The organism is Methylobacterium sp. D53M, assembly GCF_053345625.1.
In genome coordinates, this window is the sequence record NZ_JBKFAL010000001.1 from 736562 (window position 1) to 762538 (window position 25977).

The following is a 25977-nucleotide window of genomic DNA, read 5'->3' on the forward strand; positions in this document are numbered from 1 at the left end:
AGTCGTCGCGGCGGGGATCGGATCGGGCGGAGCGACCGGGCTCCACCCCGGCATCGGTCACTTGAGCTGGTCGAGCGTGTAGTAGCCCGTGTCGATCAGGGCCGGCTTCCAGTTGGCCCGGGTAACGATCACCGGCGTGAGCAGGTAGGACGGGACGATCTTCTTGCCGTTATCGTAGGTCTTCACGTCGTTGACCTCGGGCTGTCGGCCCGCCTCGATGGCGTCGATCATCGCCACCGTCACCTTGGCCAGGTCCCGGGTGTCCTTGAAGATCGTCGCCGTCTGCTCACCGGCGATGATCGATTTGACCGATTGCAGCTCGGCGTCCTGGCCGCTGATCACCGGCAGCTTCACGCCGCCCGACCCGTAGCCCACGCTCTTCACCGACGAGAGGATCGCCGTGGAGATGCCGTCGTAGGGCGAGAGCACGGCATCCAGATGGGCGTTGCCGTAATAGGCCGAGAGCAGGTTATCCATCCGCGCCTGGGCGGTCGCGGCGTCCCAGCGCAGGGTGGACACCTTGTCCATGCCGAACTGGCCCGAGCGCACAACGAGCCTCTTCGCGTCGATGTAGGGCTTCAGCACCGACAGGGCGCCGTCGTAGAAAAAGTATGCGTTATTGTCGTCGGGCGAACCGCCGAACAGCTCGATGTTGAAGGGCCCCTTCCCGTCCTTCAGGCCGAGGGCGTCCACGATGGATGTCGCCTGCTGAACGCCAACCTTGTAGTTGTCGAAGGTGGCGTAGAAATCGACGTTCGGCGTCCCCCGGATGAGCCGGTCGTAGGCGATGACCCTGACGCCGCGCTCGCTCGCTTTCGACAGCACATCGCTGAGGGTCGTGCCGTCGATGGAAGCGATCACCAGGATCTTCACGCCGGTGGTGAGCATGTTCTCGATCTGGGCGAGCTGGGTCGGGATGTCGTCGTCCGCGTATTGTAGATCCGGCTTGTAGCCCTTGGCCTTCAGAAGCCTGACGATGTTGTTGCCGTCGTCGATCCAGCGCTGCGACGACTTGGTCGGCATGGCGACCCCGATCGGATCCCCGCCGGCCGCCTGCGCGGATGTCGCGGCGGACACGCCGAGGAGCGACAAGCCCAGGATGTATTTGAGAACCGTCTGCCTGGCGATCATAATCCCCCCTATCGCTTCGCGGCCGGACTTCGACTTCAATCGAAGCGAGTCCGCGCTCCCGTTATTGCCGATTGAAAATTTTTATAGTTACAACGCGATGTTGGACTTACCCAGTCTATGACCAACACCCATTTACTGCCCGACCGAATACCCATGCGGGAGCCGATCCGGCAAGCTTGGCCGGGTTGGCAGGCAGAGGCGCGATACGGGCGCCGCCGGCAGCCTCTTCGAGGGCTGAGCCCGCGCCCGCGAAGCTCGAGCGTTCGATTTGTATGAGTTATAGAACGGGCCGTCAATCGGCGCGCGCGGGGCGCCGTCGCGAAGCGCGGCCTGAGACGTGTGTGGAGCCGGCCGCGGATTCAGGCCCGGATTCGATCGCCGCTCGGCGCGATGGGGTCGGGTGGGCCACGGGGCGCGGCCGGCCGATCGGCACGGCGGCCATGACCGGTCCGCTCGATCGGATCAGGGCAGGCCGGATCGCGTGTCCGCACCGCCAAGCAGTTCAGCGGGGCGTCGCCGCGCGGGCCCGGAAACGGCGTTGGTTCAGCCGCGGCCGACGAACGGCATCTTGGTGGCCATGATGGTCATGAACTGCACGTTGGCCTCCAGCGGCAGGCTCGCCATGGACAGCACGGCCTGGCCGACATGGTCCGGATCCATCACCGCCTCGGCCCGCAGAGAGCCGTCCGCCTGCGGGACGCCGGCCTTCATCTTGCCGCCCATGGGCGTGTCGGCGTTGCCGATATCGATCTGGCCGCAGGCGATGTCGTAGGCCCGGCCGTCGAGGGAGGTCGCCTTGGTCAGCCCGGTCACGGCGTGCTTGGTCGCCGTGTAGGCGATGGAGTTCGGTCGGGGCGCGTGGGCCGAGATCGAGCCGTTGTTGATGATCCGGCCGCCCCGGGGATCTTGGTCGCGCATGATCCGGAAGGCGTGCTGCGTGCACAGGAACAGCGCCGTGAGGTTGGTGTCGACCACCTGCCGCCAGGTCTCGAGGGGCAGGTCCTCCAGCGGGACCGCCGGAGCGCCGATCCCGGCATTGTTGAACAGCAGGTCGAGCCGGCCGAACTCCGCCTTGGTGCGCGCGAACAGGGCGGCGATCGAGTCGGGATCGGTCACGTCGGTCGGGACCGCCAGGGCCCCGTGCCCGATCCGCGCGGCGACCTCCTCGAGGGGAGCCTGACGCCGCCCCGAGAGGACGACGCGCCATCCGGCATCGGCGAGCGCCAGGGCGGCGGCCTTGCCGACACCCGTCCCGGCCCCGGTCACGATCGCGATCCGCTCAAGCCCCGACATGCGTTCCTCCCGGTTCCGGTGTTTCACCGCCTGTAGCGGATGGCCGCCGCCGCGCGAAGGCGTCGGCGTTTCAGATGCGGGCCGCGGTCACGGGGCGTACCGGCGGCCGCCATGCGCTATGGTGGTCGAAAGACACGGGGACGGGAACGGAACGATGGGGCAGGGTTCGTCGGCAGGCCTGCGCGGGACGAGCGACGCGGCGGTCCCGGCGTGAGCGCCCCCGAGATCCCGTTCCTCGCCGGCCTCGACGCGCCGGCGGTCGCGGCCGTGCGGGCCCGGATGGTGCCGGTGGCGGTGCCGGGCGGCCGGACCCTGTTCGAGCAGGGCGAGACCGGGGACGCCCTGTACACGCTGGTCTCCGGCGCGGTCGGCGTCTCGGCCCGCGACCATGCCGGGCGGCCGACCCGGATCGCGCGCCTGCGGCCGCCCGAGACCTTCGGCGAGATGGCCCTGCTGTCGGACGCCCCGCGGGCGGCGACCGTTATGGCGCTGCGCGATTCGCACCTCCTGCAACTCACCCGCGGGGCCTTCGAGGCGGTGATCGCCGAGCACCCGCACACACTCCTCTACTTCGCCCGGATGCTCGCCGACCGCCTGCGGGCGATCTACGACGGCCACTCGGTCCACCACGCACCGCGGATCTTCACGATCCTGGCCGTGACCGAGGGGCCCGATCCGGCGCGGGTGGCGCGGCAGCTCGCCGCCGCCTTCGACGCCCTGCTGCCCGGGAAGACCGGCTGCCTCACCGACTGGCCGGAGGGCGCCGACGAGGCGTGGTTCCAGGCCTTCGAGGGCGCCCACGCGCGCACGATCTTCGCGGCGCACGACATCGACTGCCCCTGGTGCCGGCAGAGCCAGCGGCGGGGCGACCATGTCCTGCTCCTCGCCGAGCCCGGCGCGCCGCCGCGGCCGGGCGCGGCGGCCTATCTCGACCGGGTGCGCTCCGACTGGATCCGCATGGACCTCGTCGTGCGCCAGGACCCCGCGGCCCGGCGCCCGAGGGCCCTGCATCCGGAGGTCGCCGCGCTGCCCGCGGCGATGCGCATCCAGGTCCGGGACGGCGACCGGGGGGATCTGCATCGCCTCGCGCGGCTCGCCAGCGGATCGGCGCGCGGCCTCGTCCTCGGCGGCGGCGGGGCGCGGGGGCTCGCCCATCTCGGGGTGCTCAAGGCCCTCGACGAGGTCTCCTGCGCGCCCGACTTCGTCGGCGGGACCAGCATGGGCGCGATCATCGCGGCGAGCCTCGCCATGGGTTGGAGCGTCGCAGAGATCCAGGCCCAGATCGAGGCGTTCTTCGCCACCAGCAACCCGATCAACGACTACACGCTGCCGCTGCACGCGCTGACCCGCGGCGCCAAGGTCGATGCCGGCCTCGCGGCGCGCTACGGCGGCGTGCGCATCGAGGACCTCTGGCTGCCGTTCTTCTGCGTCTCGTCGAACCTGACGACCGGCAACACCATGGTGCACCGCTCGGGCGACCTGCCGAAGGCCCTGCGCGCCAGCATCGCGATCCCCGGCCTCCTGCCGCCCGTGCTGTGCGACGAGGGCGTCCTGGTCGACGGCGGCATGATGAACAACCTGCCGGCCGACGTCGCCGCCGGGCTGGAGCGCGGACCGGTCCTGGCCGTCGATGTCGGGACCGACCGGGCGTTCCAGGACATGCCGCGGCGCGGGTGGAGCGGCCGGCTCATGCGCAGACTGATCGGCTCGCCGCTGGCGATGCCGGGCCTGGCCCCGCTGCTCCTGCGCGCCGCCACCGTGTCGAGCGACGCGCAGAGCCTGATGGCGGCGGCCCACGCGACCGCCGTGCTGAAGCCGCAGCTCTCCGGCATCGACCTGCGGGCGTGGTCGCGCTTCCGGGAATCGGCGGAGCTCGGCTACCGGGAGACCCGCGCGGGCATCGCGACCGGGACCCTCGCGCGCTGGCTCGATCCGATGCGCTGAACGGGTGCACTGACCCGGTGCGCCGAGATGTCCGCGTGCGGCGGCGCACGCGCGGCGCCCGCGGCCCTGTAACCCGGACCATCCGCCGACGATCTCCGGTGCAACACGTCATCGGGAGACCGGAACCATGACCCATCCTGCCAAGACCCTGACCGGCGCCGTGCCCGGTTCCGCGCCGGACCGGCGCGCCGCGGCCGACCATTCCGGGCCGCACGCCCTCCTGCACGGCGCCGCCTTCGTGCTGCTGTGCCTCTGGACGCGGACCGCGCCGGAGCGTCTGCGCGACCAGCTCTCCCCGGACGCCGGCGACGGCGCCGCGCTCGGCTTCTGAGCGGATCGGACCGGAGGACGCGCGCGTTCTCCGCCGCGGGGGAGCCGGACATGACGGAGCGCGCGCGAGGATGACCGTCGCGGGAGTGAGGTTTCGCCGGATAGCCCTGCCGGAGGTCGGCCTGCACGTGGCCGAGGCAGGCCCCGAGACGGGGCCGCCGACCATCCTGCTGCACGGCTTCCCGGAATCCTGGTACGGCTGGCGCCACCAGATCGGGCCGCTCGCCGAGGCGGGGCTGCGGATCATCGCGCCGGATCAGCGCGGCTACGGCCTCAGCGACAAGCCGGCGGGGATCGCCGCCTACCACCTGGACCGGCTGGCCGGCGACGTCCTGGCCCTGGCCGACGCCTACGGCGCGCCCACGGTGCGGCTCGTCGGCCACGACTGGGGTGGTCTCGTCGCGTGGTGGGTGGCGAGCCGCCACCCCGAGCGGATCGACCGGCTGGCGATCCTCAACGCGCCGCATCCCGCGATCGTCGGCACCTACATGCGCCGCCACCCCGGTCAGTGGCTGCGCAGCACCTATGTGGGCCTCTTCCAGCTCCCGCGCCTGCCCGAGCGGCTGCTCACGGCGGATCGCGGCCGGGCCCTGCGGCGCGCGCTGACGACCTCCAGCCGGCCGGGCACCTTCGCGCAGGCCGATCTCGACCATTACGTCGCGGCGTGGCTCCGGCCCGGCGCGATGACCGGCATGCTGAACTGGTACCGGGCCCTGGTGCAGCTGCCCCGGGCGCGGCCGCCGCGGGTGCGCGTGCCGGTGCTGATCCTCTGGGGGCGACGGGATACGGCGCTGCAGCCCGGCTTGGCGGAGGCGAGCCTCGCGTACTGCGACGCCGGCCGGCTCCGCTGGTACGAGCGGGCCAGCCACTGGCTCGCCCACGAGGAGCCCGAGGCGGTCAACGCTGACCTCGGCGCTTTCCTCCGCTAGCCGCCTTGCACCCGCGTGAAAGCGGGCCGGTCCACGCGGGCAAGTTGTAGAGCGATATTCAATGCACGGCCGGATCTCGCAAGTCTCCGCGCCGGTGCGTGCGGACGCGCGTCGGGCGGTGCGGTAATCCGTTCGCTTCTCGGAAGCCAAGTACTATTTTTCGCTCGCCGCTCCGGAACAAGACGAGCACTTGTCACTTGGTGGTGGCCCATGAGGGCTGATCGGAGCTACTCCACGATGTCTTTTCGTTCTTTCCTGACCGCGGGTGTGGTCTTCGGCGGCCTCCTGGCGGGAACCGTCGCGTCGCAGGCCGCGCCCGCGATCGCGCAGCCCGGCTTCGCCGGATCCGACATGGTCGAGACCGTGGCGATGCATCGCCACCACCGCATGCATCATCACCGGATGCACCGCCATCACTCGACCCGGCATGAGCGCCGGATGCGGCGCATGAACACGATGCGCCACGGCAACCCGAACGCCCGCAACCCGTCGCGCCCGGGCTACCAGCAGCAGCTCGGCAACACCACGGGCGGCCCGCGCTACTGACATCGCGACCGCGCCCGGATCCCGCGCAGGCTGTGGCGGATCCGGGCGCCATCCACCGGCGATGCGGCGTCCGGGCGCCTTCTCCCCAGGCGCATCGGTTCGCCCGGCCTGATTCGCCGGCGTCGCTCTGCTAAGAGGCGGCATGGCCAGAACCGCCGTCCGAACCGACGCCCGCCCCGCCGCCGACGCGACGCCCACGCCCGGCCTGGACCCGGCCGGCGCGACGCCGATGATGGCGCAGTACATCGAGATCAAGGCCGCCAATCCGGACTGCCTGCTGTTCTACCGGATGGGCGACTTCTACGAGCTGTTCTTCGAGGACGCGGAGATCGCGTCACGGGCCCTCGGCATCGTCCTGACGAAGCGCGGCAAGCACGCGGGCGGCGAGATCCCGATGTGCGGCGTGCCGGTCGACCGGTCCGACGACTATCTCAACCGCCTCATCGCCCTCGGCCACCGCGTGGCGGTGTGCGAGCAGACCGAGGATCCGGCCGAGGCCAAGAAGCGCGGGCCGAAATCCGTCGTCCGCCGCGAGGTCGTGCGGCTCGTCACCCCCGGCACGATCACCGAGGACCGGCTCCTCGACCCGGCCCGCGCCAACCTCCTCCTGGCCATCGGCCGCCGGAAGACGGGGGAGGGCGCGGTCGCCTACGGCCTCGCCGCGGTGGACATCTCGACGGGCCGCTTCTCCCTCAGCGAGGTCGCGGGCGGCGACCTGTCCGGCGCCATCGCCCGGCACGACCCGCGGGAGATCGTCCTGTCGGAGGCGATCCACGCCGATCCGGCCCTCGCGCGCCTGTGGCAGGAGAGCCGCGCGGCCGTCGTACCTCTGGCGCAGGCCGAGCTCGAGCCCGCGGCCGCCGAGCGGCGCCTGCGCGAGCAATACGGGGTCTCGACCCTGGAGGGGTTCGGCCAGTTCACCCGGGCCGAGATCGCGGCCGCCGGGGCGGCGCTGCTCTACATCGCCCGGACGCAGCTCGCGGCCCGTCCGCCCCTGGCGGTTCCGACCCGCGAGGATGGCGGCGCCACCCTGGCGATCGACGCGGCGACGCGGGCCAATCTCGAACTCACCCGCACCCTGTCGGGCGAGCGCGCCGGGAGCCTCCTCGCCACGATCGACCGGACCGTGACGGCGAACGGGGCGCGGCTGCTCGCCGAGCACCTCGCGGGCCCGTTGACCCATCTCGACGCCATCGCCCGGCGGCACGCCGCGGTGGCGTACCTGGTGGACGACGCGCGCCTGCGCGGCTTCCTGCGCGACGCCCTGGCCCGCGCGCCCGACCTCGCGCGGGCGCTCTCGCGGACGGGGCTCGGTCGCGCGGGTCCTCGGGACCTCGCGGCCATCCGCGACGGCCTCGCGGTCGCGGCGGATCTCGGCGCGCGCCTCGCCGCCATGCACGGCCTCCCGGCGGAACTCGCCCGGCTGGCCGAGCATCTGGCCGAGGCCGACCGGGCGCTCATCGCGACCCTGGCGGCGGCGCTCGCCGACGAGCTGCCCCTCAGCCGGCGCGACGGCGGCTTCGTCCGCACGGGCTACCACCCGGAGATCGACGAGGCGCGGACCCTCGGACAGGATTCCCGCAAGGTGATCGCCGCCCTTCAGGCGCGCTACGCCGAGCAGACCGGCTGCCGGACCCTGCGGATCAAGCACAACAACCTGCTGGGCTACTTCATCGAGGTCCCGCAATCGGTCGGCGAGGCCTGCCTGAAGGGCCTGCAGAGCGAGTTCGTCCATCGCCAGACCATGGTGGACGCGATGCGCTTCACCAGCGTCGAGCTGGGCGAGCTCGAATCGAAGATCTCGGGCGCCTCCGACCGGGCCCTGGCCCTGGAGGCCGCCGTCTTCGACGACCTCGCGGCCCGCGTGCTGGCCCAGGCCGAGCCCGTCGCCGAGGTGGCCGAGGCGCTGGCCGGGCTCGACGTAGCGGCGAGCCACGCGGAACTCGCCGTCGAGCTCGACTGGCGGCGTCCCGTGGTCGACGACTCGCTCAGCTTCGTCGTGGTCGGTGGCCGCCACCCGGTGGTCGAGGCGGCCCTGCGCCGGGCCGGCGAGCCGTTCATCGCCAACGACTGCGACCTGTCCGGCGACACGCGCGGCCGGATCCGCCTGATCACCGGCCCCAACATGGGCGGCAAGTCGACCTTCCTGCGCCAGAACGCGCTGATCGCGGTGCTCGCCCAGATCGGCGCCTTCGTGCCGGCCGCGGAGGCGCGGATAGGCCGGGTCGACCGGCTGTTCTCCCGCGTCGGCGCCGCCGACGATCTCGCCCGGGGGCAATCGACCTTCATGGTCGAGATGGTCGAGACCGCGGCGATCCTCAACCAGGCGACCCGGCGCTCCCTGGTGATCCTGGACGAGATCGGCCGCGGCACCGCGACCTTCGACGGCCTGTCGATCGCCTGGGCCTGCCTGGAGCACCTCCACGAGGTGAATGCCTGCCGGGCGCTGTTCGCCACGCATTTCCACGAGCTGACGGCGCTGGGCGACCGGCTGGCGCGGCTGGAGAACGCCACCCTGAAGGTGGCCGAGCACCGGGACGGCGTCGTGTTCCTGCACGAGGTCGTGCCGGGCGTCGCCGAGCGCAGCTACGGGCTGCAGGTGGCACGGCTCGCCGGCCTCCCGGGCAGCGTCGTGACCCGGGCCGGGGCGATCCTCAAGAGTCTGGAGAAGGCCGAGCGGGGCCGCCCCGCCCGCGCCCGGATCGACGACCTGCCGCTCTTCGCGGCCCTCGCGCCACCCCCGCCGCCGGAGCCGCCGCCGGAGGATCCGCTGGGCGCGCTGCTCGACGGGATCGACCCGGACGCGCTGACGCCGCGCGAGGCGCTGGACGCGCTCTACCGGCTGAAGCGCGAGCGGGCGGCGCGGGGCTGAGACCCGTGGGCCGCGCGCCAGGGGCCTGACCCGAAGAACCTCAGACGGGCGCGGGCGAGAACCCGTCCGGGCAGGCCGGCCCGTCGCGGCCGGCCCGGCGATCGGCCACGTAGTCCAGGGTGCTGGCCACGACGCGCTCGGAATAGGGCTTGGCGATCACCCCGATCGCGCCGGCGAAATCGGCCGGGATGCGCTTGGCGTTGGCGGTCATGAACACCACGGTGGTGCGCCGGTCGGCCGAGAGCGCCCGGGCCACGTCGATGCCGGTCGGGCCGTCGACGAGGTGGATGTCGACGAGGGCGACGTCGGGCGCCGTGGACCGGCCCATCGCGATGGCCTCCGTCGCGTTGCCGGCGACGCCGACGGTGACGTGCCCGAGATCGTCCAGCAGGCATTCCAGCTCGAGGGCGATCAGGGCCTCGTCCTCGACCACGAGGATGCGGAGGGCGGCGTCCGCGGCGGCGTTCCCGGTCCCCATGCGCTCTTCGTCCTCCGGCCCCGCGGCCGACGAGCTTGATGCCTCCACGTCGATTTCTCAAGCCGGCTGCTGGAGCGGGATGTCGATCTCGACGGTCGTGCCCGGGCCGGCATCCGCCCAGGCGATGGTCCCGCGCATCTGCCGGACCACCATCTCCACGAGATTGCGCCCGAACCCCGCCGGGTTCGGGGCCGCCGCGGCGACGCCGACGCCGTCGTCGCGGATCGTCATGTGCATCCCGCCATAGGTGCGGCGGGCGACGATCGACACGCGCCCCTCGCGCTCGCCCGGGAAGGCGTGGCGCAGGGCGTTGGCCGTCAGTTCGTGGATCATCAGCGCGAGAGGCGCCGCCATCGCGGCGGCCACCGCGATCGGCTCGACGTCGGCCTCCACCCGGCGCCGCTCCGGGTCCAGGCCGGCATTCATGTCGGCCAGGAACTCGGCCGCGAAGTCGCCGAGGTTGAAGTGCGTGCAGTCGCCCTCGGAGTAGAGCATCCGGTGCGCCGTCGAGAGCGCGCCGATCCGCTCCGCCATGCCCTGGAGCGCGTCGCGCGCCTCACCCTCGGGCGTGCGCCGCGCCTTCAGGAGCATCAGCGACGAGATCACCTGGAGGTTGTTCTTCACCCGGTGATCGACCTCGTGGAGGAGGGCGGTCTTCTGCTCCAGCGCCGATGTCAGGTCCTGGGTCCGCGCCGCGACGAGGCGCTCCAGCTCGTCGTTGGTGCCGCGCATCGACACTTCCATCTGGTGGACATGGGTCATGTCCGCCTGGGCGGCGTAGAAGTAGGCGAGCCCCTCGGCGTCGCGCACCGGGGTGATGGTCATCGCGTTCCAGAAGGACGTCCCGTCCTTGCGATAGTTGAGCAGCTCCACCGAGATCGGCTCTTCGGCCTCCACGGCCGAGCGGATCCGCTGCACCGTCGACCGATCGGTGGCCGGCCCCTGCAGCATCCGGCAGTTGCGCCCGACGATCTCGTCCGCGGCGTAGCCCGTGGCGCTAAGGAACGCGTCGTTCGCCCAGGCGATCGGGTTGTCGGGCGCGCGCGCATCGGTGATGACCATCGGCGACGGGCTCGACGCGAACGCGTCGACGAGCGTCGCGAGGGGCGGACCGGTCTCGGATCGGGCACTCAACGCGTCATTCCACAGTCAGGCGGTGACCCCGTTCGTCCGGCGGCGCCACCATCGCGCTCCGACCGCGGGACGTGGACACCGCGTTAAGCAAGCTTCTACCAAGATTGGGGCGCAAGACAGCAGGATCCAGCGGAGACAGGTGCGGCGTAAGGCTGCCACGATTTCGCGGGATCAAGGCCACGAAGGCTCAGGAGTTCCATGCCATGGCGAACCAGCCACAGGCGACGCGTCGATTCCGGCTCCGCGACATCGTCGAGGACCGGCGGATCGCGCTCATGCTGGCGCTCGGATTCTCGTCCGGCCTGCCGCTGCTCCTCGTGCTGGGGACCTTCACGCTCCGCCTCGCCTTCTCGGACATCGACGTGCGGGCGATCGGCCTGTTCAGCTACGTGGCGCTGCCCTACTCGCTGAAGTTCCTCTGGGCGCCGGCGATCGACCGCCTGAACGTGCCGGTGCTGAGCGCCCGGCTCGGGCGCCGCCGCGCCTGGATGGTGACGACCCAGGCCGCGGTCGCGCTGTGCCTGATCCTGATGGCCTTCTCGGACCCGAAGACCAACCTCGCGCTCCTCGGGCTCGGGGCCTTCCTGGTGGCGTTCTGCGCGGCCAGCCAGGACGTCGTGATCGACGGCTGGCGCATCGACGCCGCCGGCAGCGACTTCCAGGGCATCCTGGCGGCGACCTCGAACCTCGGCTACCGGCTGGGCCTGATCACCGCCGGCGCGGGCGCGCTGTTCATCGCCTCCGCGGGGGGCTGGACGCTGGCCTACCTGATCATGGCCGCCCTCATGCTGGTCGGGATGATCGCCGCCCTGCTGGCCCCGGCCTTCGACAGACCGCGCGCGGCCCCCGCCGAGACGCCCGGCCGGTCCCGGTTCTGGTCGATGCGCCGCGCCATCCTGGAGCCGCTGACCGAGCTGCACGGCCGGTTCGGCGGCGCGCTCTGGGGCATCCTCCTGCTCGTGGCCCTGTTCCGACTGCCCGACTTCCTGTCCGGCGTCATGGCGAGCCCGCTCTACCGGACGCTGGGCTTCGACCTGAAGGAGATCGCCACCGTCACCAAGCTCTACGGCATCTGGGTCGGCATCGCGGGCGGCTTCGCGGGCGGCTGGGCGCTCGCCCGGTTCGGCCTGTTCCCGACGCTGCTGCTCGGCGCCTTCCTGGCCGCCGCCTCCCACCTCGCCTTCGCGTGGCTGGCGGCCGGCGCGCCCGAGATCTGGCGCCTGACCGTGGCCATCTCGATCGAGAACTTCTGCGGCTCCTTCGCGGGGATCGTGCTGATCGCCTACATGTCGAGCCTCACCAGCCCGGCCTACGCGGCGACGCAGTACGCGCTGTTCTCCTCGCTCTACGCGCTGCCGGGCAAGCTGATCGCGGGCTCGTCGGGCTTCGTGGTCGCGGCGATCGGCTACCCGGCCTTCTTCGTCATGACCTCCCTCGTGGGAATCCCCGTCCTCGTGCTCTGCCTCGCGGTCGGGCGGCGGAGCGGGCGCGGAGAGGCCGCGGCCCCGGCGCGGGACGCCCAGGAGCCGGGGAACCGCATCCCGGGGCCCGAGCTTCCTACCACGGCGCGCGCCCCAGGGGCCGCGTGAGCGGGACAGATCCAGGGATCGACGGATGAGCACGAGCGACCTCACCCGCGCCGGCGAGACGCTGCCGGCGGAGACGCCAGAGATAGCGCTGAGCGACGCGGACCTCGCCGCCCTGCGCCGCGCCGTGCAGGTGCTGGAGCGTCCGAGCCTCGCGGCGCGGCTCTCCGCGGCGGCCGGCGCACCCCTCGACATCATCGGCCGATCGCTGCCGACCCCGGTCACCGAGGCCGTCAGCCGCAGCACCGAGGTGGCGATGCGGGGCGCGCTGCGCGTCGCGCTGGCGACGCTGCCGCGCAAGGAACTCGTCCCCGCCGAGGGCGAGGGTCTCGGCGGCGCGGCCGCGAAGGCCGAGAGCCGTCTCACGCGGCTGCTCGGCTCGGGCGACGCCAAGCACAAGGCGATGGCGGCGCTCTCGGGCGCGGTCGGCGGCGCGTTCGGCCTCGCGACGCTGGCGGTCGAGCTGCCGGTCTCGACCACGCTGATGCTGCGCTCGATCGCCGAGATCGCCCGGGAGGAGGGGGAGGATCTCGAGACCCCCGAAGGCGCGCTCGCCTGCGTGCAGGTCTTCGCCCTCGGCGGCCGGGCCATGGCGGAGACCGAGGCGGGCTCGGCGCTCACCGAGAGCGGCTACTTCGCGGTCCGCGCCGCGCTGGCCAAGACCCTGTCGGAGGCGGCCCGCTACGCCGGGAGCAAGACGCTCCTCGACCAGTCGGCCCCGGCTCTGATCCGCTTTACCGCGCAGATCGCCGCGCGCTTCGGCCTCGTGGTCTCCCAGAAGGTCGCCGCCCAGGCGGTGCCGATCCTCGGCGCCTTCGGCGGGGCTGCGGTCAACACCGCCTTCATGAACCACTTCCAGTCGACCGCGCGGGCGCATTTCACCGTGCGCCGCCTGGAGCGCGCCTACGGCGCCGCCGCCGTGCGGGCCGCCTACGAGGTCGAGAAGGCGGCACTCGGGATCGCTTGATCCGCCCACGCTAAAGCCGCAAGGATCCGCGCGATCCGCGCGGGGCGGAGGCACGGAGGCGGCTCTGATCGGCAACGGCGAGATGGTGGCCCGGCTGGCGCTGGCGGCCCTGTTCGGCAGCGTGGTCGGCCTGGAGCGCGAGCGCCTGCTCTGGGCGGCGGGCCTGCGGACCCACATGCTGGTCTGCGTCGGCTCCTGCCTGATCATGCTGGTCTCGGCCTTCGGCTTCGCCGACGTGCTGGGCGCCGAGCACGTCGTCCTCGACCCGTCCCGGATCGCCGCGCAGGTCGTCTCCGGCATCGGCTTCCTCGGCGCGGGGACGATCCTGCTGCGGGGCGAAGTCGTGAAGGGCCTCACCACGGCGGCGAGCCTGTGGGGCGTGGCGGCGATCGGACTGGCGATCGGCAGCGGCCTCTACGTTCCGGCGCTCGCCGCGACGGCGCTCATCGTCGGGATCCTGGCCGGCGTGAAGCCCTTCGAGGAGCGCTGGCGCGACCGGATGCGCGCCCAGACGCTGCGACTGACCGCCCGACGGGGCACCATGTCGATCGACACCCTCCAGGCGGCGACCGGCGAGCGCGCCTCGCGCGTCCGGACCTTCACGGTCCACCCGGGGCCCGACCCCGACCACGACGAGGTCACCGTCACCTTCGTGCGCCTGTCGCGCACGAGTTTCGAGACCATCGCGGCGAAGCTGCGGGCGATGCCGGACGTCACCTCCGTCGACGTGGCGGAGAGCTGACGGGATGTGACGCGGGGCGAGCCGCCGCCGGCGCTCAGAGCGCCCCGGAGCCCTCGCCGTCTAGGAACAGGCGGTAGGCCGGGTTCTCGGTCTCGTCGGTGGCCGGGTAGCCGAGCGCCTCGATGACGGCGTCGAACCGGTCGCGCTCGGCCGGCGGCACAGCGATCCCGGCCAGCACCCGGCCGTAATCGGCGCCGTGGTTGCGGTAGTGGAACAGCGTGATGTCGAAGTCCGGGCCCAGCGCCTCCAGGAACTTCATCAGCGCGCCCGGCCGCTCCGGGAACTGGAAGCGGAACAGGCGCTCGTGCGCCACCCCCACGGCCCGGCCGCCGACCATGTAGCGGACATGGACCTTGGCCATCTCGTTGTCGCTCATGTCGAGGACGCGGTAGCCGGCGTCGCGCAGGGAGCCGATCAGCGCCTGCTTCTCGCGCTTGCCGCCGCCGACGTTGATGCCCACGAAGATCTGCGCCTCGGAGCCCGGGGCGTGGCGGTAGTTGAACTCGGTGACGGCGCGCGGACCGAGCGCCTGGATGAAGGCCCGGTAGGCACCGGGCCGCTCGGGGATGGTGACCCCGATCAGGACCTCGCGCTGCTCGCCGATCTCGGCGCGCTCGGCGATGTGGCGCAGGCGGTCGAAGTTCAGGTTCGCCCCCGACGAGATGGCGATCAGCGTGCCGTCGCCGCCCTCGCGTTCGGCGTACATCTTGGCGCCGGCGAGGCTCAGCGCCCCGGAGGGCTCGGACACCGCGCGGGTGTCGTCGAAGATGTCCTTGACCGCGGCGCACATGGCGTCGGTGTCCACGGTGATGACCTCGTCGAGGTGCTCGCGGCAGAGCCGGAAGGTCTCCTCGCCGGCCTGCCGCACGGCGACGCCGTCGGCGAACAGGCCGACGCTCGGGAGGCTGACCCGGGTGTCGGCCGCGAGCGCGGCGGCCATGCAGGCGGCGTCCTCGGGCTCGACGCCGATCACCTTGGTGCCGGGCCGCAGGTACTTCACGAAGGTGGCGATCCCGGCGGCCAGCCCGCCGCCGCCCACCGGCACGAAGATCGCCTCGATCGGGCCGGTATGCTGCTCCAGGATCTCCTTGCCGATGGTGCCCTGGCCGGCGATCACGTCCGGATCGTCGAAGGGGTGCAGGAAGGTCAGGCCCTGCTCGGCCTCGAGGATCTTGGCCTGCGCCAGGGCCTCGTCGAAGGCGTCGCCGTGCAGCACGACCTCGGCCCCGCGCGCCCGGCAGGCATCGACCTTGATCGAGGGGGTGGTGCGCGGCATCACGATGACGGCCCGCGCGCCGAGCTTGGCGGCGGCGAGGGCGACGCCCTGGGCGTGGTTGCCCGCCGAGGCGCAGACGACGCCGCGGGCGATCTGGTCGGGGTGCAGGCCCGACATCTTGTTGTAGGCGCCGCGCAGCTTGAACGAGAAGACCGGCTGGAGATCCTCGCGCTTGAGCAGGACCGGCCGGCCGAGCCGCTGCGTCAGGCGCGGCATCGGATCGAGGGGGCTCTCGATCGCGACGTCGTAGACGCGGGCGGTGAGGATCTTGCGGATGTAGTCCGTCACGGTGTGCAGTCTCGGCCGATGCGCGGGGCGATGCCGGCCAGATAGACCCTCCGGCCCGCGGATGCGAGCGCGCCCCGCGCGCGGCAGGTCAGCCGAGACGGTCCACCAGAGCCGCCACCCAGACGAGCAGCGCCGCCATCTGCGCCATGAAGGTGCCGGCGGAGGCGAGGTCCTTCACGGTCCCGATCATCGGGTGATGGCCCGGATGGACGTGGTCGCAGAGCTTCTCGACGGCGGTGTTCAGGAACTCCGCGGCCAGCATCACCAGCAGGCTGACCATCAGGGCGACGCGCACCCAGAGCGTCGCGCCGAGGAACAGCGCGACCGGGATCCCGAGCGCCAGGAGGACGAGTTCCTGGCGCACGGCCCGCTCGGTGCGGGCGCCGTGGCGCAGGCCGCGCCAGGAGTTGAGGAAGGCGAGGACCAGGGCGTTCATCGGATGGCGGCCTCCCGCACGGACCGGCTGATCCACTTGGCGAGCAGCGGGCCGGTGAGCAGCACCACGAACAGGCGCAGGGTCTGGACGGCCAGCACGAAGGAGACGTCCGCCTTCGAGCCGACCGCGATGATCGCCACCGAGTCGAGGCCGCCGGGGCTCGTGGCGAGGATCGCGGTCAGCAGGTCGATGGGCAGCAGGAGGGTCAGCCCCCAGCCCCACGCCGCGCAGAGGGCGATGACCGAGAAGGTCGCCGCCAGGATGCCCGGCAGGGCGGTGACGGTCAGGCGCAGCGTCTCGCGGGTGAAGCGCAGCCCCACGTAGATGCCGATGCAGGCGTAGGCGAGTTCGAGGAGCGGCACCGGCAGCGCCATGCGCACGAGCCCGGTGGCGTGGAGCAGGCTGCCGAGCACCATCGGCCCGATCTGCGCGCCGGCCGGAACCCGCAGGGCGAGCGCCGCGCCCGCGCCGACGATGGCGACCGCGAGCGTCGCCAGCAGCGAGAGCGGACCGATGACCTCGCCGGCGCCGGCCGACGCCCCCGGGACCGGGGCCTCCATCAGGAAGCGGGCCGCCAGCGAGGCCGAGAACACCACGGCGGCGACGCGCACGTACTGCATGAAGGCGACGAGGCGCGGATCGGCGCCGAAATCCTCGGCCATCGCCACCATGGCGGAGGCGCCCCCGGGGGACGAGCCCCAGGCCGCGGTGGTCCCGGGGAGCACGCGCAGGCGGGTCAGGATCCAGCCGACGAGGCCGCTGACCGCGACGGTGACCAGCACGACCGCGACGATGAGCGGCCCGTCCTCCATCAGGGTCTGGGCGATCTGCCCGGTGACGGCGTGCGCGACGAGGCAGCCGATCGCCGCCTGGGAGGCCTGGAACGCGGGCCGCGGGACGCGCAGGCGCGAACCGCCGACGCCGAAGGCGATGGCCGCGATCATCGGCCCGAGCAGCAGCGCGGCCGGGAACTGCGCCTGCATCAGGCCGTACGACACGGCCGCCGACGCGGCGGCGAGGGCGGCCCAGAGGCCGAGGGTGCGGAGAGGGGGCAAGGCGACCGATCGGGAGAGGCCCGCTTCAGCCGGCAGGCGTCAGGCGCGCGCTATACCGCAATATTGGCCCTGTCACGGCAGAGTTTCGGCACGGCGCCCCCGCGCGGAACTCAGGGCTCGCGCGTGAGGGCCGCGAAGGCGGCGTCGAGGCGCGCCCGGGCGTCGGCCAGGCCCTTCCGGCGGGCGTCGAGCCAGTCGCGGTCGGTCCGCAGCCGCGCCTGCGCGGCGCCCAGCATCCGCCGGACCTCCGCGGGCTGCGGGCCGCCGAGCCCCTTCGCGGCGTCGACCATGCCGCGGGCCGACAGCGCCGCCCGGAAGCGGGCCTCGTCGAGGGGCAGGTCCGGCTTCAGCCCCGACCCCGCCGCGGCCTCGGCGTAGATGCGCCGCACCTCCGGGAAGGGCAGGTCGGCCGGGCGCAGGTCGTGGCTGCGGCCGTAGCTCACGAGCTCGGACGCGAAGTGGTGGCCGAGCCGGAACGGCACGTCGGCCTCGCGCTGGAGCGTGTCGGCGAGCTCGGTGGTGGTGGAGTAGTCCGCCGCGACCTCGTCGGCGGCGCGCGCCCGGTCCACGACCAGCCCGTCGAGGACGCGCGTCCAGCGCCGGCACATCTCGGCGGCCTCGGCCAGGGTCCGCCCCGGCGGCTCGGCCTGGTTGCGCTTGTAGTCCGGCATGCCGGAATCGACGTTGTGCGCCATGATGACGAAGGCCTGGGCGGCCCCCACGACGTCGCTGGCCTTCATGCGCAGGCTGTAGAGCGCGACGGGGTTGCGCTTCTGCGGCATGATGCTGCTCGGCCCGGTGAGCGCGCCCTCCCGCAGCAGGATCCAGGGCCGGGTCTGGTGGTACTGCGCGTAGAGGTCCTGCGCGAAGCTGCCGGCCGTGGTGGCGAGGTTCGCCGCGAGCCCGGTCAGCTCGAGCCCCATGTCCATGGGCGCGAGCTGGCCGGAATCGTAGCTGTTCTCCACCGGCGCGTCGAAGCCGAGCAGCGCCGCCAGCCTCTCGCGATCCACCGGGAAGCTCGACGTGCCGAGGGCGGCCGCGCCCAGGGGCGACAGGTTCAGCCGCGCCCAGGTCTCCCGGAGGCGATCGGCATCGCGAGCGAGGACGGATGCGTAGCCCAGGTAGACGTGGCCGAGCGTCGTCGGCTGGGCCTGCACCCCGTTGGTGTAAGCCGGGACGATCGTGTCGGCCTCGCGCTCGGCCACCGCCAGCAGAGCCGCCCGGGTCTCGTCGAGCGCCCTGGCCAGGTTCAGGAGACGGTCGCGCTGCTCGAGCTTCAGCACCGTCGGGATGATGTCCTGGCGGCTGCGCCCGGAATGCATCCGGGTGGCGTCGGCCCCCGCGATGGCGGTGATCAGCGGCTCGATCCGCAGGTAATCGTCCGGCCGCTCGGCGCCCGGCTTGGCGGCGTCGGCGGCGACCTGGTCGAGGGCGCGGGCGACGGTCGCGCCCAGCGCCCGCGGCACGATGCCGGTCTCCACCGTCATCACCAGGGAGGCGCGGTTGATCTGGTCGATCCGGGCGAAGCTGTCCTTCGGCTCGGCCCGCGCGCCCGCGGGGATCAGCAGCGCCAGTACGGCCCAGATTATCGTGCGCCGCATCGAGCCGCTCCCTGTCATCACCCCTCCTGATAGACCGGTCGCGGCCCCTCTTCCTATTCACAACCGCTCAAGGTGGGCGTCCGCGGCGGCTCAGGCGACGGCCTCCCCGTCGCGGCAGGCGGCCGTGCCCGCTGGCGCGTGCGCCCGGAAGAAGGCGGCCAGGCTCGCGAGGCCGGCGGCCCGCGGATCGCTCGCGCGCCAGACCAGCGCGATGGTCCGACCGGGACCGTCGACGTCGAAGGCGCGGGTCACCGTCAGGCCGCTGGGATCGGGGCTCGCCGGCACCGCCAGGGCCGGGAGCAGCGTGTATCCGGCGCCCGCCGCCACCATCGAGCGGAGCGTCTCCAGGCTGGTCGCGTGGCGGCCGACCGAGGAGCCGGCGCCGCAGGCCGCGATCGTCTGGTCGCGCAGGCAGTTGCCCTCGTCGAGCAACAGCAGGTCCGGCCCCGCGATCTCGTTGGCGGAGAGCGCGCCGCCCCGGGCGAGGGTGTGCTCGGCCGGGCAGGCGAGCCAGAACGGCTCGACGAACAGCGGCGAGACCGCGAGCCCGTGCGACGGCAGCGGCAGCGAGACCAGGGCCGCGTCGATGCGCCCGTCGCGCAGCCCCTCGACGATGTCGGCCGTCCGCGATTCGGACAGCGAGAGCATCAGCAGCGGGTACTGCTCGCGCAGGGGCCGCAGCACCAGCGGGAAGAAGTAGGGGCCGAGCGTCTGGATCGCCGCCAGCACGAGACGCCCGGTGAGCGGCGAGCCGCGCCCCTCGCTGGCCAGCGCCAGGAGCCGCTGCGCCTCCGCAAGGACGACCCGCGCCTGCCGGACGATGGCCTGGCCCGCCTCGGTGAGCAGGATCCGCCGGTTCGAGCGCTCGAACAAAGTCAGGCCGAGCGCGGTTTCCAGCTTACGGACCTGCACGCTCAGCGTCGGCTGGCTGACGTTGCAGCGCTCGGCAGCCCGGCCGAAATGCCCCTCGTCGGCGACTGCGACGACGTATTCGAGATCGCGGAGGGAGAGGCCAGCCAGATTCATAGGCTGCGTCTATCAGAACCTTTGTGACGATGCATTTGCCTCGGGGTCACGCCCCGGTCATAACCCTTCACCAGAACGGTTCCAGGCTGACTCCGCTGTCCACCGAGAGCCTTCGCAGTACGGAGAGACGGTACGCATGAGCGATCAACGCCCGATCCTGACCACCCGCCAGGGCCATCCGGTCCGCGACAACCAGAGCACCCGCACGGTCGGTGAGCGGGGCCCGGCCACGCTCGAGAACTACCAGTTCATCGAGAAGATCACGCACTTCGACCGCGAGCGGATCCCGGAGCGCGTCGTCCACGCCCGCGGCGCCGGCGCCCACGGCTGGTTCGAGGCCTACGGCAAGATCGGCGACGAGCCGGCCTCCAAGTACACCCGCGCCCGCGTGCTGAACGAGACCGGCGTGAAGACGCCGATGTTCGTGCGCTTCTCGACGGTCGCCGGCGCCAAGGAGAGCCCGGAGACCGAGCGCGATCCGCGCGGCTTCGCGGTCAAGTTCAAGACCGTCGACGGCAACTGGGACCTCGTGGGCAACAACCTCAAGGTCTTCTTCATCCGCGACGCGATCAAGTTCCCCGACATGATCCACGCGTTCAAGCCGGACCCGGTGACGAACCGGCAGGAGGCGTGGCGCTTCTTCGACTTCGTGGCCCAGCACCCCGAGTCGATCCACATGGTGACGCACCTGAAGTCGCCCTGGGGCATCCCGGCCAATTACCGCGAGATGGAAGGCTCGGGCGTCAACACCTACAAGCTCGTCAACGACCAGGGTGAGGCCGTGCTCTGCAAGTTCCACTGGGAGCCGAAGCAGGGCGTGCGCAACCTGACCTCGAGCCAAGCCTCCGAGATCCAGGCCAAGGATGTCGGCCACGCGACCCGCGACCTGTACGACAACATCAAGGCCGGGAATTTCCCCGAGTGGGAATTCTGCGTCCAGATCATGCCGGACGGCCCGAACGACCACCTGTCGTTCGACCCGCTGGACGACACGAAGCTGTGGCCGGTCGACCAGTTCCCGCTGCTGCCGGTGGGCCGCATGGTGCTCGACCGCGTGCCGGACAACTTCTTCGCCGAGGTCGAGCAGTCGGCCTTCGGCACCGGCGTGCTGGTCGACGGCATCGACTTCTCGGACGACAAGATGCTGCAGGGGCGGACGCTGTCCTACTCGGACACGCAGCGCTACCGCGTCGGCGCCAACTACCTCCAGCTGCCGATCAACGCGCCGCAGCCCGGCGTGAAGGTCTACTCGAACCAGCGCGACGGTCAGATGGCCTACACGGTCGACGGCACCGGCCCGAACAAGCACATCAACTACGAGCCGTCGACGCTGGCCGAGGGCCTGCGCGAGGCGCCGAAGCCCGCCAAGGACTACCACCAGCCGGTGGAGGGCCGCCTCGGCCGCTACCAGACCTCACGCACCGAGGACGACTACACCCAGGCCGGCGTCCGGTACCGGTCGTTCCAGGATTGGGAGCGCGACGACCTGATCGCCAACCTCGTGGCCGACATGAAGCAGTGCCCCGAGCCGATCCAGCTGCGGATGGTCTGGCACTTCTGGCACGCCGACGAGGATTACGGCCGCCGCGTCGCCGAGGGCGCCGGGATCGATCTGGAGAAGGCCAAGGCCCTGCCGCCGCTGCCGGGTCGCGCCGCCCCGGGCAAGCGCCTGCAGTCCGAGACCCTGACCGACGGCTCGCAGGCCCACCGGGTCGCCGCCGAGTAAGCCTCGCGCGCGCGCTCATCGACACAGCCCCGCGCGGTCACCCGGCCGCGCGGGGTTCTCGTTTGCGGAACGGACGGGGGCGAAGATGGCGAGTGTCGTGCACCGCGGGCCCGGCCCGAACGCCGTCATCGGCGGCATGCGGGTCTCCTATCTCGCGCGCAGCGACGAGACCGGCGACGGCCTCGGCATCTACCGCGTCGCGATGGATCCCCGGACGCCGGGCGCGGGACTGCATCGCCACGCCCGGCTGACCGAGACCTTCTCGGTCGAGGCGGGCCGGCTCGCCCTCCACGTCGACGGTGCGGACCACGACCTGGGACCCGGCGATTTCGCGCTCATCCCGCCCGGCGTCGCGCACGCCTTCGCCAATCGTGGCGACCGCCCGGTGCGGTTCACGCTGAGCTTCGCGCCGGCGCTCGGCCGCGAGGGCTTCTTCGAGGGTCTGGCCCGCCTCGCCGCGGAGGGGCGGCTCGGCGACGCCGCCGCGATGACCGACCTGATGGCCCGCTACGATCAGGAACCGCTGGCCGGGTTCGCCGGCTGGAGTTCGGTGAGCGGCTGAGCGGCCGGATCCCGCGGCTCGGGTTCGGCCGCGCTGACCTTCCGGTCGCGTCCGGCGGCCAGCCCGATCAGGATCGCCGCGACGGTGATGCCGACGAACAGGGCGCCCGGCACGGCCCAGCCGCCGGTCGCCTCGTGGGCGAGACCGAAGACCAGCGGCCCCAGCGCGGCGCAGGTGTAGCCGATGCCCTGCGCCATGGCAGAGAGGCCGGCGGCGCTCGCCGCGTCCGCGGCGCGCAGCACGATCAGGGTCAGGCCCAGCCCGAAGCAGCCGCCGATCCCGAAGCCCAGCGCGCAGGCGGCGGGGATCCGCAGAGAATCCGCCCCGAAGGCGAGGACCACGAAGGCGGCGGCCGTCAGGCCGGGAATCACGACGATCCAGGCGCGCTGGTCGCGGGCGCGGGCCGCCAGCATGGCAACGAGCAGAGCGCCCGGCGCCTGCACCAGCGTCGCCAGCGAGGCGTAGAGCCCGGCATTCAGCGGCGTCAGCCCGCGGCCCTGCAGCAGCAGCGGCAGCCAGCCGAACAGGATGTAGGCGAGCGACGATTGCAGGCCCATGAAGCCCGTCACCCACCACGCGAGCGGGTTGCGGAGCAGCCGCCCGGCCGAGGGCGCGGCGGTCGAGGCGGTCCGGCGGGCGAACGGGATCCACACGAAGGCCGCCACCAGCGCGGGCAGCGACCAGATCGCCAGGGCGGAGGGCCAGCCGCCCCCGAGGGCGTGCTCCACCGGCACCGAGGCGCCGGCGCCCGCGGCCGCGCCGAGGCACAGGGTCATGGTGTAGAGGCCGGTCATCAGGCCACCGTTGCCGGCGAAATCGCGCTTCACCAGCGCCGGCAGCAGGACGTTGTCGATCCCGATCCCGATGGCCGCCAGCGCCGTCCCGGCGAAGAGCGGCACGAGGCCGCCGAGACCGCGGAGCGTCAGGCCGGCGACGAGGATGGTCGAGCCGGCGAGCACCGCGAGGTCGGGCCCGATCCGGCGGATCAGCGGCGCGGCCAGCGCGCAGGCGATGCCGAGGCACATGACCGGCAGCGTCGTGAGGATGGCGGCGCCGCCGGCGCCGAGCCCCGTGCCGTCCCGGATCGTCGCCAGCAGCGGGCCGACCGTGCTCAGCGCCGGGCGCAGGTTGAACGCGACCAGCATCAGCGCGAGGCCGAGCAGGAACCGGTTGGCGGTCGCCCGGTCCGCGCTCACGGGCGCCGCCGCGCGATCACGGCCCCGCCCAGGCAGGCGGCCAGCATCAGCGCGAAGGCGGCGTCGCCGAACTGGCCGTAGAGCGTGCCGCCGACGATGCGGGCGGGCAGGTCGGCGTCGAGCCAGGTCTCGGTGTCGAGCGCGGTGCGGGCGACGACGCGGCCGTGCGGGTCGATCACCGCGGAGATCCCGGTATTGGCGTCGCGCACGAGCGGCAGCCCCTCCTCGACGGCGCGCAGGCGCGCCTGGGCGAGGTGCTGGCGCGGCCCCGGCGTGTCGCCGAACCACGCGTCGTTGGTGACGTTCAGGATCAGCCCCGGCGGCTGCGGGGACGGCGCGGCGTGCCCGGCGGGCAGGATCGCGCCCGGGAAGATCGCCTCGTAGCAGATGGTCGCCGCGACCGGCGGCAGGCCCGGCACCGTCAGGATCCGCTGCCCGGCGAGCGTCCCGGCCGAGAACCCGCCGGGGATCGCCACGAACTGGCGCAGCCCCACGGCCCGCAGGGCGGCGTCGAGGGGCGCGGGGAGATACTCCCCGAACGGGACGAGGTGGACCTTGTCGTAGCTGTCGGAGATCCGGCCGTCCGGGCCGATCACCAGGACGGCGTTGTAGAAGCGCAGGCGCTCGCCCGGCAGCGGCTCCTCGGCGCGGGCCGCCCCGGTGATCAGGTGCTGCCCGGGCTTGAGGCCGGCCGCCACCTTGGCCAGGGCGTCGGGGTCGCGCTGGATCAGGAACGGGAAGGCCGATTCCGGCCAGACGATGTGGGTCGGTTCCGGCGCGCCGGTCTCCGTCGGGCGCTGGCTCAGCTCGATGTAGCGGTCGACGATGTCGGCCCGGTTCTCGGGCCTGAACTTGGCGTCCTGGGGCAGGTTGGGCTGGACGAGCCGCAGCCGGACACCCGTGACCACCGGGTCGGGCGGACCGAGCCGCTCGGCCCCGTAGAGCGCCAGGCCGGCGAGGACGATCGCGGCGGCGACGCTCGGCCCGAACCGGGCGCGCGGATTCGCGCCGGTGGCGAGCGTCGCGGGCGCCGCGCAGACCAGCGCGGCCAGGATGCACAGGCCGTAGAGCCCGATCGCCGCCGCCCCCTGCATCAGCCAGAGGTTCTGGGCCAGCGCCATCCCGAGGGTGTTCCAGGGGAACCCCGTGAACAGGTGGCCGCGCAGCCAGTCGGCCGCGCCGAGCCCGAAGGCCAGGGCGGCGATCCGCGCCGCGCCGCGGCCCCAGAGCAGGCCCGCGGCGCCGAAACCGGCGCCGTAGAACAGGCCGAGGACGAAGGGCAGGCCGATCACGCCCAGCGGCAGGGCCCAGAGGAACTCGTCGGCCTCGACCAGGAAGGCCTGGCCCAGCCACCAGAGCCCGGCAGTGAGATAGCCGAAGCCCCAGGCCCAGCCGATGAGGAAGCACGGCGCGAATCGCCGGAGTGTCGTCCGACCGGCCGCAGCCCCGTCCTGCAGCCAGACCGCGATCGTCAGGGAGACCGCGAGGGCCGGGAGGAGCCCGTAGGGCGGCATCGCCAGCGCGCCCAGGGCGCCGGCGAGCCACGCCAGCCCGAGCCGGCGCCAGCCGGTCAGGCGCGCGATCGCCAGCACCGCGCCGGGGACGCGCGCCCGCTCCGGATCGGACATGGGACCCGGGATCGGCCCGCGCATCGGTGCGCCGGCCGCCGCGGGCGACCGGGCGAAACCGTCCACCAGACCCGTCACGCCGCGACCGTCACGGGTGCGGCGTCTCGGCGACCGGGGCGTTCGCGGGCGGCGGCAGGGCGAGCGGCACGACATTGCCGATGCGCGCCGCGCCCTTGTGGAACCGGAGCCGCTTCAGGCGGCGCGGATCGGCGTCGAGCACCTCGAACTCGAGGTCGCCGGGGCCGGCGATCAGCTCGCCGCGCGAGGGCACGCGGCCCGCCAGGGTTACGATCATGCCGCCCAGCGTGTCGATCTCCTCGGCCATCTCTCCGACGGCCGCGACGAGGTCGACGCCCGTCACCTCGGAGACCTCGGCCAGCGGCGTGCGCGCGTCGGCCACGAAGACCTCGCCCTCACCCTCGACGCGCTGGACGTGCTTGTCCTCGGCCACGTCGTGCTCGTCCTCGATGTCGCCGACCACGACCTCGATCAGGTCCTCGATGGAGATCAGCCCGTCGGTGCCGCCGTACTCGTCGATGACCAGCGCCATGTGGGTGCGGGTCGCCTGCATCCGCACCAGCAGGTCGATCGCCGGCATGGAGGGCGGCACGAACAGGACCGGCCGCTGGATGCGCGCCGCCGCGAGCGTGGTCGTGAGATCGACCTTGCCGAGGTCCAGGCCGCGCGGCAGGCGCGCCGCGGGCCGGCGCGGGCGCGGCGCGGGCGGCGTGTCCGCCGCGCCGTCGACCGCGAGTTCGGCGGGCTTCGCGACGGCGGGCGCGCTGCGCCGGGCCGGCTCGGCCTTGGCGGCGATGTGGTCGACGAGGTCGCGGATGTGGACCATGCCGCGGGGATCGTCGAGGGTCTCGCCGTAGACCGGCAGCCGGGAATGGCCGGCCGTGCGGAACAGCTTGAGCAACTCGCCGAGGCTCGTGTCGTTCGAGACGGCGACGATGTCGGCCCGGGGGACCATCACGTCGTCGACGCGCACCTTGTGCAGGCCGAGGACGTTCTTGAGCATGACGCGCTCGAGCGGGGTGAGGCCGCTCTCGCCGGCGTCCGGCTCCGCCAGCGCCTCCTCAAGACCCTCGCGCAGCGAATCGCGCGGCTTGAGATGGAGCGCCTGGAGCAGGCGGTCGTACCAGGGCTCCCGGTGCTGGGACTCGCCCTCGGTGGAACTGGGCGCGGCCAGGGCCGCGCCGCGACTTCGATCGTTGCTCATGTCTCTCGG

At 72.7% G+C, this 25977-nt stretch carries 22 protein-coding genes; 10 read left to right on the forward strand and 12 right to left on the reverse strand.

The window, feature by feature from the left end; translation table 11 throughout:
* Positions 1–57 precede the first annotated feature (57 nt).
* Together chvE and ACLBYG_RS03490 are read right to left on the reverse strand one after the other, a co-directional pair.
* Positions 58–1131, reverse strand: coding sequence for a multiple monosaccharide ABC transporter substrate-binding protein (chvE, locus tag ACLBYG_RS03485; protein WP_447680599.1), 1074 nt, complete (start codon positions 1129–1131; stop codon positions 58–60).
* A gap of 543 nt (positions 1132–1674) precedes the next feature.
* Positions 1675–2424: an SDR family oxidoreductase gene (locus tag ACLBYG_RS03490; RefSeq protein ID WP_020093489.1), complete on the reverse strand. Its 750-nt coding sequence runs from the start codon at positions 2422–2424 to the stop codon at positions 1675–1677.
* A 210-nt stretch (positions 2425–2634) separates the two neighbouring features.
* Here ACLBYG_RS03490 and ACLBYG_RS03495 point away from each other — a divergent pair, with 210 nt between their 5' ends.
* The 5 genes from ACLBYG_RS03495 (at position 2635) to mutS (ending at position 9045) form a co-directional block, all read left to right on the forward strand.
* The gene (locus ACLBYG_RS03495) at positions 2635–4368 is read left to right on the forward strand and encodes a patatin-like phospholipase family protein (RefSeq protein WP_447680600.1); all 1734 of its coding nucleotides are present in this window, start codon (positions 2635–2637) and stop codon (positions 4366–4368) included.
* Between the two features lie 127 nt (positions 4369–4495).
* Positions 4496–4699: a hypothetical protein gene (locus ACLBYG_RS03500; protein ID WP_427509382.1), complete on the forward strand. Its 204-nt coding sequence runs from the start codon at positions 4496–4498 to the stop codon at positions 4697–4699.
* A 70-nt stretch (positions 4700–4769) separates the two neighbouring features.
* Positions 4770–5627, forward strand: a complete 858-nt coding sequence (locus ACLBYG_RS03505) for an alpha/beta fold hydrolase (RefSeq protein ID WP_447680601.1) — start codon at positions 4770–4772, stop codon at positions 5625–5627.
* Positions 5628–5864: 237 nt separating this feature from the next.
* Positions 5865–6173, forward strand: a complete 309-nt coding sequence (locus ACLBYG_RS03510; RefSeq protein WP_026604979.1) for a hypothetical protein — start codon at positions 5865–5867, stop codon at positions 6171–6173.
* Between the two features lie 142 nt (positions 6174–6315).
* Positions 6316–9045, forward strand: a complete 2730-nt coding sequence (gene mutS, locus ACLBYG_RS03515; protein WP_447680602.1) for a DNA mismatch repair protein MutS — start codon at positions 6316–6318, stop codon at positions 9043–9045.
* Positions 9046–9085: 40 nt separating this feature from the next.
* Here the strand turns inward: mutS and ACLBYG_RS03520 are convergent, their stop codons facing one another.
* Both ACLBYG_RS03520 and ACLBYG_RS03525 read right to left on the reverse strand, forming a co-directional pair.
* Positions 9086–9523 (reverse strand): response regulator, encoded by a 438-nt coding sequence (locus tag ACLBYG_RS03520; protein WP_020093483.1) that lies wholly within the window; start codon positions 9521–9523, stop codon positions 9086–9088.
* A gap of 57 nt (positions 9524–9580) precedes the next feature.
* Positions 9581–10657 carry a histidine kinase dimerization/phosphoacceptor domain -containing protein gene (locus ACLBYG_RS03525; RefSeq protein ID WP_447680603.1) on the reverse strand — a complete coding sequence of 359 codons (1077 nt, stop codon included), beginning with the start codon at positions 10655–10657 and terminating at the stop codon, positions 9581–9583.
* Positions 10658–10860: 203 nt separating this feature from the next.
* Here ACLBYG_RS03525 and ACLBYG_RS03530 point away from each other — a divergent pair, with 203 nt between their 5' ends.
* From ACLBYG_RS03530 to ACLBYG_RS03540, 3 genes are all read left to right on the forward strand, one after another.
* A complete protein-coding gene (locus ACLBYG_RS03530; protein ID WP_447680604.1) occupies positions 10861–12246 on the forward strand; it encodes an AmpG family muropeptide MFS transporter in 1386 nt (461 codons plus the stop codon).
* Positions 12247–12271: 25 nt separating this feature from the next.
* Positions 12272–13210 (forward strand): EcsC family protein, encoded by a 939-nt coding sequence (locus ACLBYG_RS03535; protein WP_447680605.1) that lies wholly within the window; start codon positions 12272–12274, stop codon positions 13208–13210.
* A gap of 82 nt (positions 13211–13292) precedes the next feature.
* Entirely contained in the window at positions 13293–13952 is a 660-nt protein-coding gene (locus ACLBYG_RS03540; RefSeq protein ID WP_273562479.1) for an MgtC/SapB family protein, read from the forward strand.
* 34 nt (positions 13953–13986) lie between these two features.
* Here the strand turns inward: ACLBYG_RS03540 and ilvA are convergent, their stop codons facing one another.
* From ilvA to ACLBYG_RS03565, 5 genes are all read right to left on the reverse strand, one after another.
* Positions 13987–15603, reverse strand: a complete 1617-nt coding sequence (gene ilvA / locus ACLBYG_RS03545) for a threonine ammonia-lyase, biosynthetic (protein ID WP_447680687.1) — start codon at positions 15601–15603, stop codon at positions 13987–13989.
* Between the two features lies 1 nt (position 15604).
* Positions 15605–15952, reverse strand: coding sequence for a diacylglycerol kinase (locus ACLBYG_RS03550; protein WP_447680606.1), 348 nt, complete (start codon positions 15950–15952; stop codon positions 15605–15607).
* Positions 15949–17007 (reverse strand): AbrB family transcriptional regulator, encoded by a 1059-nt coding sequence (locus ACLBYG_RS03555; protein WP_447680607.1) that lies wholly within the window; start codon positions 17005–17007, stop codon positions 15949–15951. The genes ACLBYG_RS03550 and ACLBYG_RS03555 overlap by 4 nt, the downstream gene beginning before the upstream one ends.
* 110 nt (positions 17008–17117) lie before the next feature.
* Positions 17118–18608, reverse strand: a complete 1491-nt coding sequence (locus tag ACLBYG_RS03560; RefSeq protein ID WP_447680608.1) for an argininosuccinate lyase — start codon at positions 18606–18608, stop codon at positions 17118–17120.
* Positions 18609–18698: 90 nt separating this feature from the next.
* Positions 18699–19634 (reverse strand): LysR substrate-binding domain-containing protein, encoded by a 936-nt coding sequence (locus tag ACLBYG_RS03565; protein ID WP_056522542.1) that lies wholly within the window; start codon positions 19632–19634, stop codon positions 18699–18701.
* 136 nt (positions 19635–19770) lie between these two features.
* Between ACLBYG_RS03565 and ACLBYG_RS03570 the strand changes: the two genes are divergently transcribed.
* Positions 19771–21360, forward strand: coding sequence for a catalase (locus ACLBYG_RS03570; RefSeq protein WP_056522549.1), 1590 nt, complete (start codon positions 19771–19773; stop codon positions 21358–21360).
* 85 nt (positions 21361–21445) lie between these two features.
* Positions 21446–21922, forward strand: a complete 477-nt coding sequence (locus tag ACLBYG_RS03575) for a cupin domain-containing protein (RefSeq protein ID WP_447680609.1) — start codon at positions 21446–21448, stop codon at positions 21920–21922.
* Here the strand turns inward: ACLBYG_RS03575 and ACLBYG_RS03580 are convergent.
* The 3 genes from ACLBYG_RS03580 to ACLBYG_RS03590 all read right to left on the reverse strand — a co-directional run bounded on the left by ACLBYG_RS03580 (position 21874) and on the right by ACLBYG_RS03590 (position 25968).
* A complete protein-coding gene (locus ACLBYG_RS03580) occupies positions 21874–23118 on the reverse strand; it encodes an MFS transporter (protein WP_447680610.1) in 1245 nt (414 codons plus the stop codon). The genes ACLBYG_RS03575 and ACLBYG_RS03580 overlap by 49 nt on opposite strands.
* Positions 23115–24746, reverse strand: coding sequence for an apolipoprotein N-acyltransferase (gene lnt, locus ACLBYG_RS03585; RefSeq protein WP_447680611.1), 1632 nt, complete (start codon positions 24744–24746; stop codon positions 23115–23117). The genes ACLBYG_RS03580 and lnt overlap by 4 nt, the downstream gene beginning before the upstream one ends.
* 88 nt (positions 24747–24834) lie before the next feature.
* Positions 24835–25968, reverse strand: coding sequence for a hemolysin family protein (locus ACLBYG_RS03590; RefSeq protein WP_447680612.1), 1134 nt, complete (start codon positions 25966–25968; stop codon positions 24835–24837).
* Positions 25969–25977 lie beyond the last annotated feature (9 nt).

What these genes read in the sequence shown, in the direction of transcription:
- chvE (WP_447680599.1), bottom strand. Translation starts at nt 1,131, where the DNA reads ATGATCGCCAGGCAGACGGTTCTCAAATACATCCTGGGCTTGTCGCTC.
- ACLBYG_RS03490 (WP_020093489.1), bottom strand. Translation starts at nt 2,424, where the DNA reads ATGTCGGGGCTTGAGCGGATCGCGATCGTGACCGGGGCCGGGACGGGT.
- ACLBYG_RS03500 (WP_427509382.1), top strand. Translation starts at nt 4,496, where the DNA reads ATGACCCATCCTGCCAAGACCCTGACCGGCGCCGTGCCCGGTTCCGCG.
- ACLBYG_RS03505 (WP_447680601.1), top strand. Translation starts at nt 4,770, where the DNA reads ATGACCGTCGCGGGAGTGAGGTTTCGCCGGATAGCCCTGCCGGAGGTC.
- ACLBYG_RS03510 (WP_026604979.1), top strand. Translation starts at nt 5,865, where the DNA reads ATGTCTTTTCGTTCTTTCCTGACCGCGGGTGTGGTCTTCGGCGGCCTC.
- mutS (WP_447680602.1), top strand. Translation starts at nt 6,316, where the DNA reads ATGGCCAGAACCGCCGTCCGAACCGACGCCCGCCCCGCCGCCGACGCG.
- ACLBYG_RS03520 (WP_020093483.1), bottom strand. Translation starts at nt 9,523, where the DNA reads ATGGGGACCGGGAACGCCGCCGCGGACGCCGCCCTCCGCATCCTCGTG.
- ACLBYG_RS03530 (WP_447680604.1), top strand. Translation starts at nt 10,861, where the DNA reads ATGGCGAACCAGCCACAGGCGACGCGTCGATTCCGGCTCCGCGACATC.
- ACLBYG_RS03535 (WP_447680605.1), top strand. Translation starts at nt 12,272, where the DNA reads ATGAGCACGAGCGACCTCACCCGCGCCGGCGAGACGCTGCCGGCGGAG.
- ACLBYG_RS03540 (WP_273562479.1), top strand. Translation starts at nt 13,293, where the DNA reads ATGGTGGCCCGGCTGGCGCTGGCGGCCCTGTTCGGCAGCGTGGTCGGC.
- ACLBYG_RS03550 (WP_447680606.1), bottom strand. Translation starts at nt 15,952, where the DNA reads ATGAACGCCCTGGTCCTCGCCTTCCTCAACTCCTGGCGCGGCCTGCGC.
- ACLBYG_RS03560 (WP_447680608.1), bottom strand. Translation starts at nt 18,608, where the DNA reads ATGCGGCGCACGATAATCTGGGCCGTACTGGCGCTGCTGATCCCCGCG.
- ACLBYG_RS03565 (WP_056522542.1), bottom strand. Translation starts at nt 19,634, where the DNA reads ATGAATCTGGCTGGCCTCTCCCTCCGCGATCTCGAATACGTCGTCGCA.
- ACLBYG_RS03570 (WP_056522549.1), top strand. Translation starts at nt 19,771, where the DNA reads ATGAGCGATCAACGCCCGATCCTGACCACCCGCCAGGGCCATCCGGTC.
- ACLBYG_RS03575 (WP_447680609.1), top strand. Translation starts at nt 21,446, where the DNA reads ATGGCGAGTGTCGTGCACCGCGGGCCCGGCCCGAACGCCGTCATCGGC.
- lnt (WP_447680611.1), bottom strand. Translation starts at nt 24,746, where the DNA reads ATGTCCGATCCGGAGCGGGCGCGCGTCCCCGGCGCGGTGCTGGCGATC.
- ACLBYG_RS03590 (WP_447680612.1), bottom strand. Translation starts at nt 25,968, where the DNA reads ATGAGCAACGATCGAAGTCGCGGCGCGGCCCTGGCCGCGCCCAGTTCC.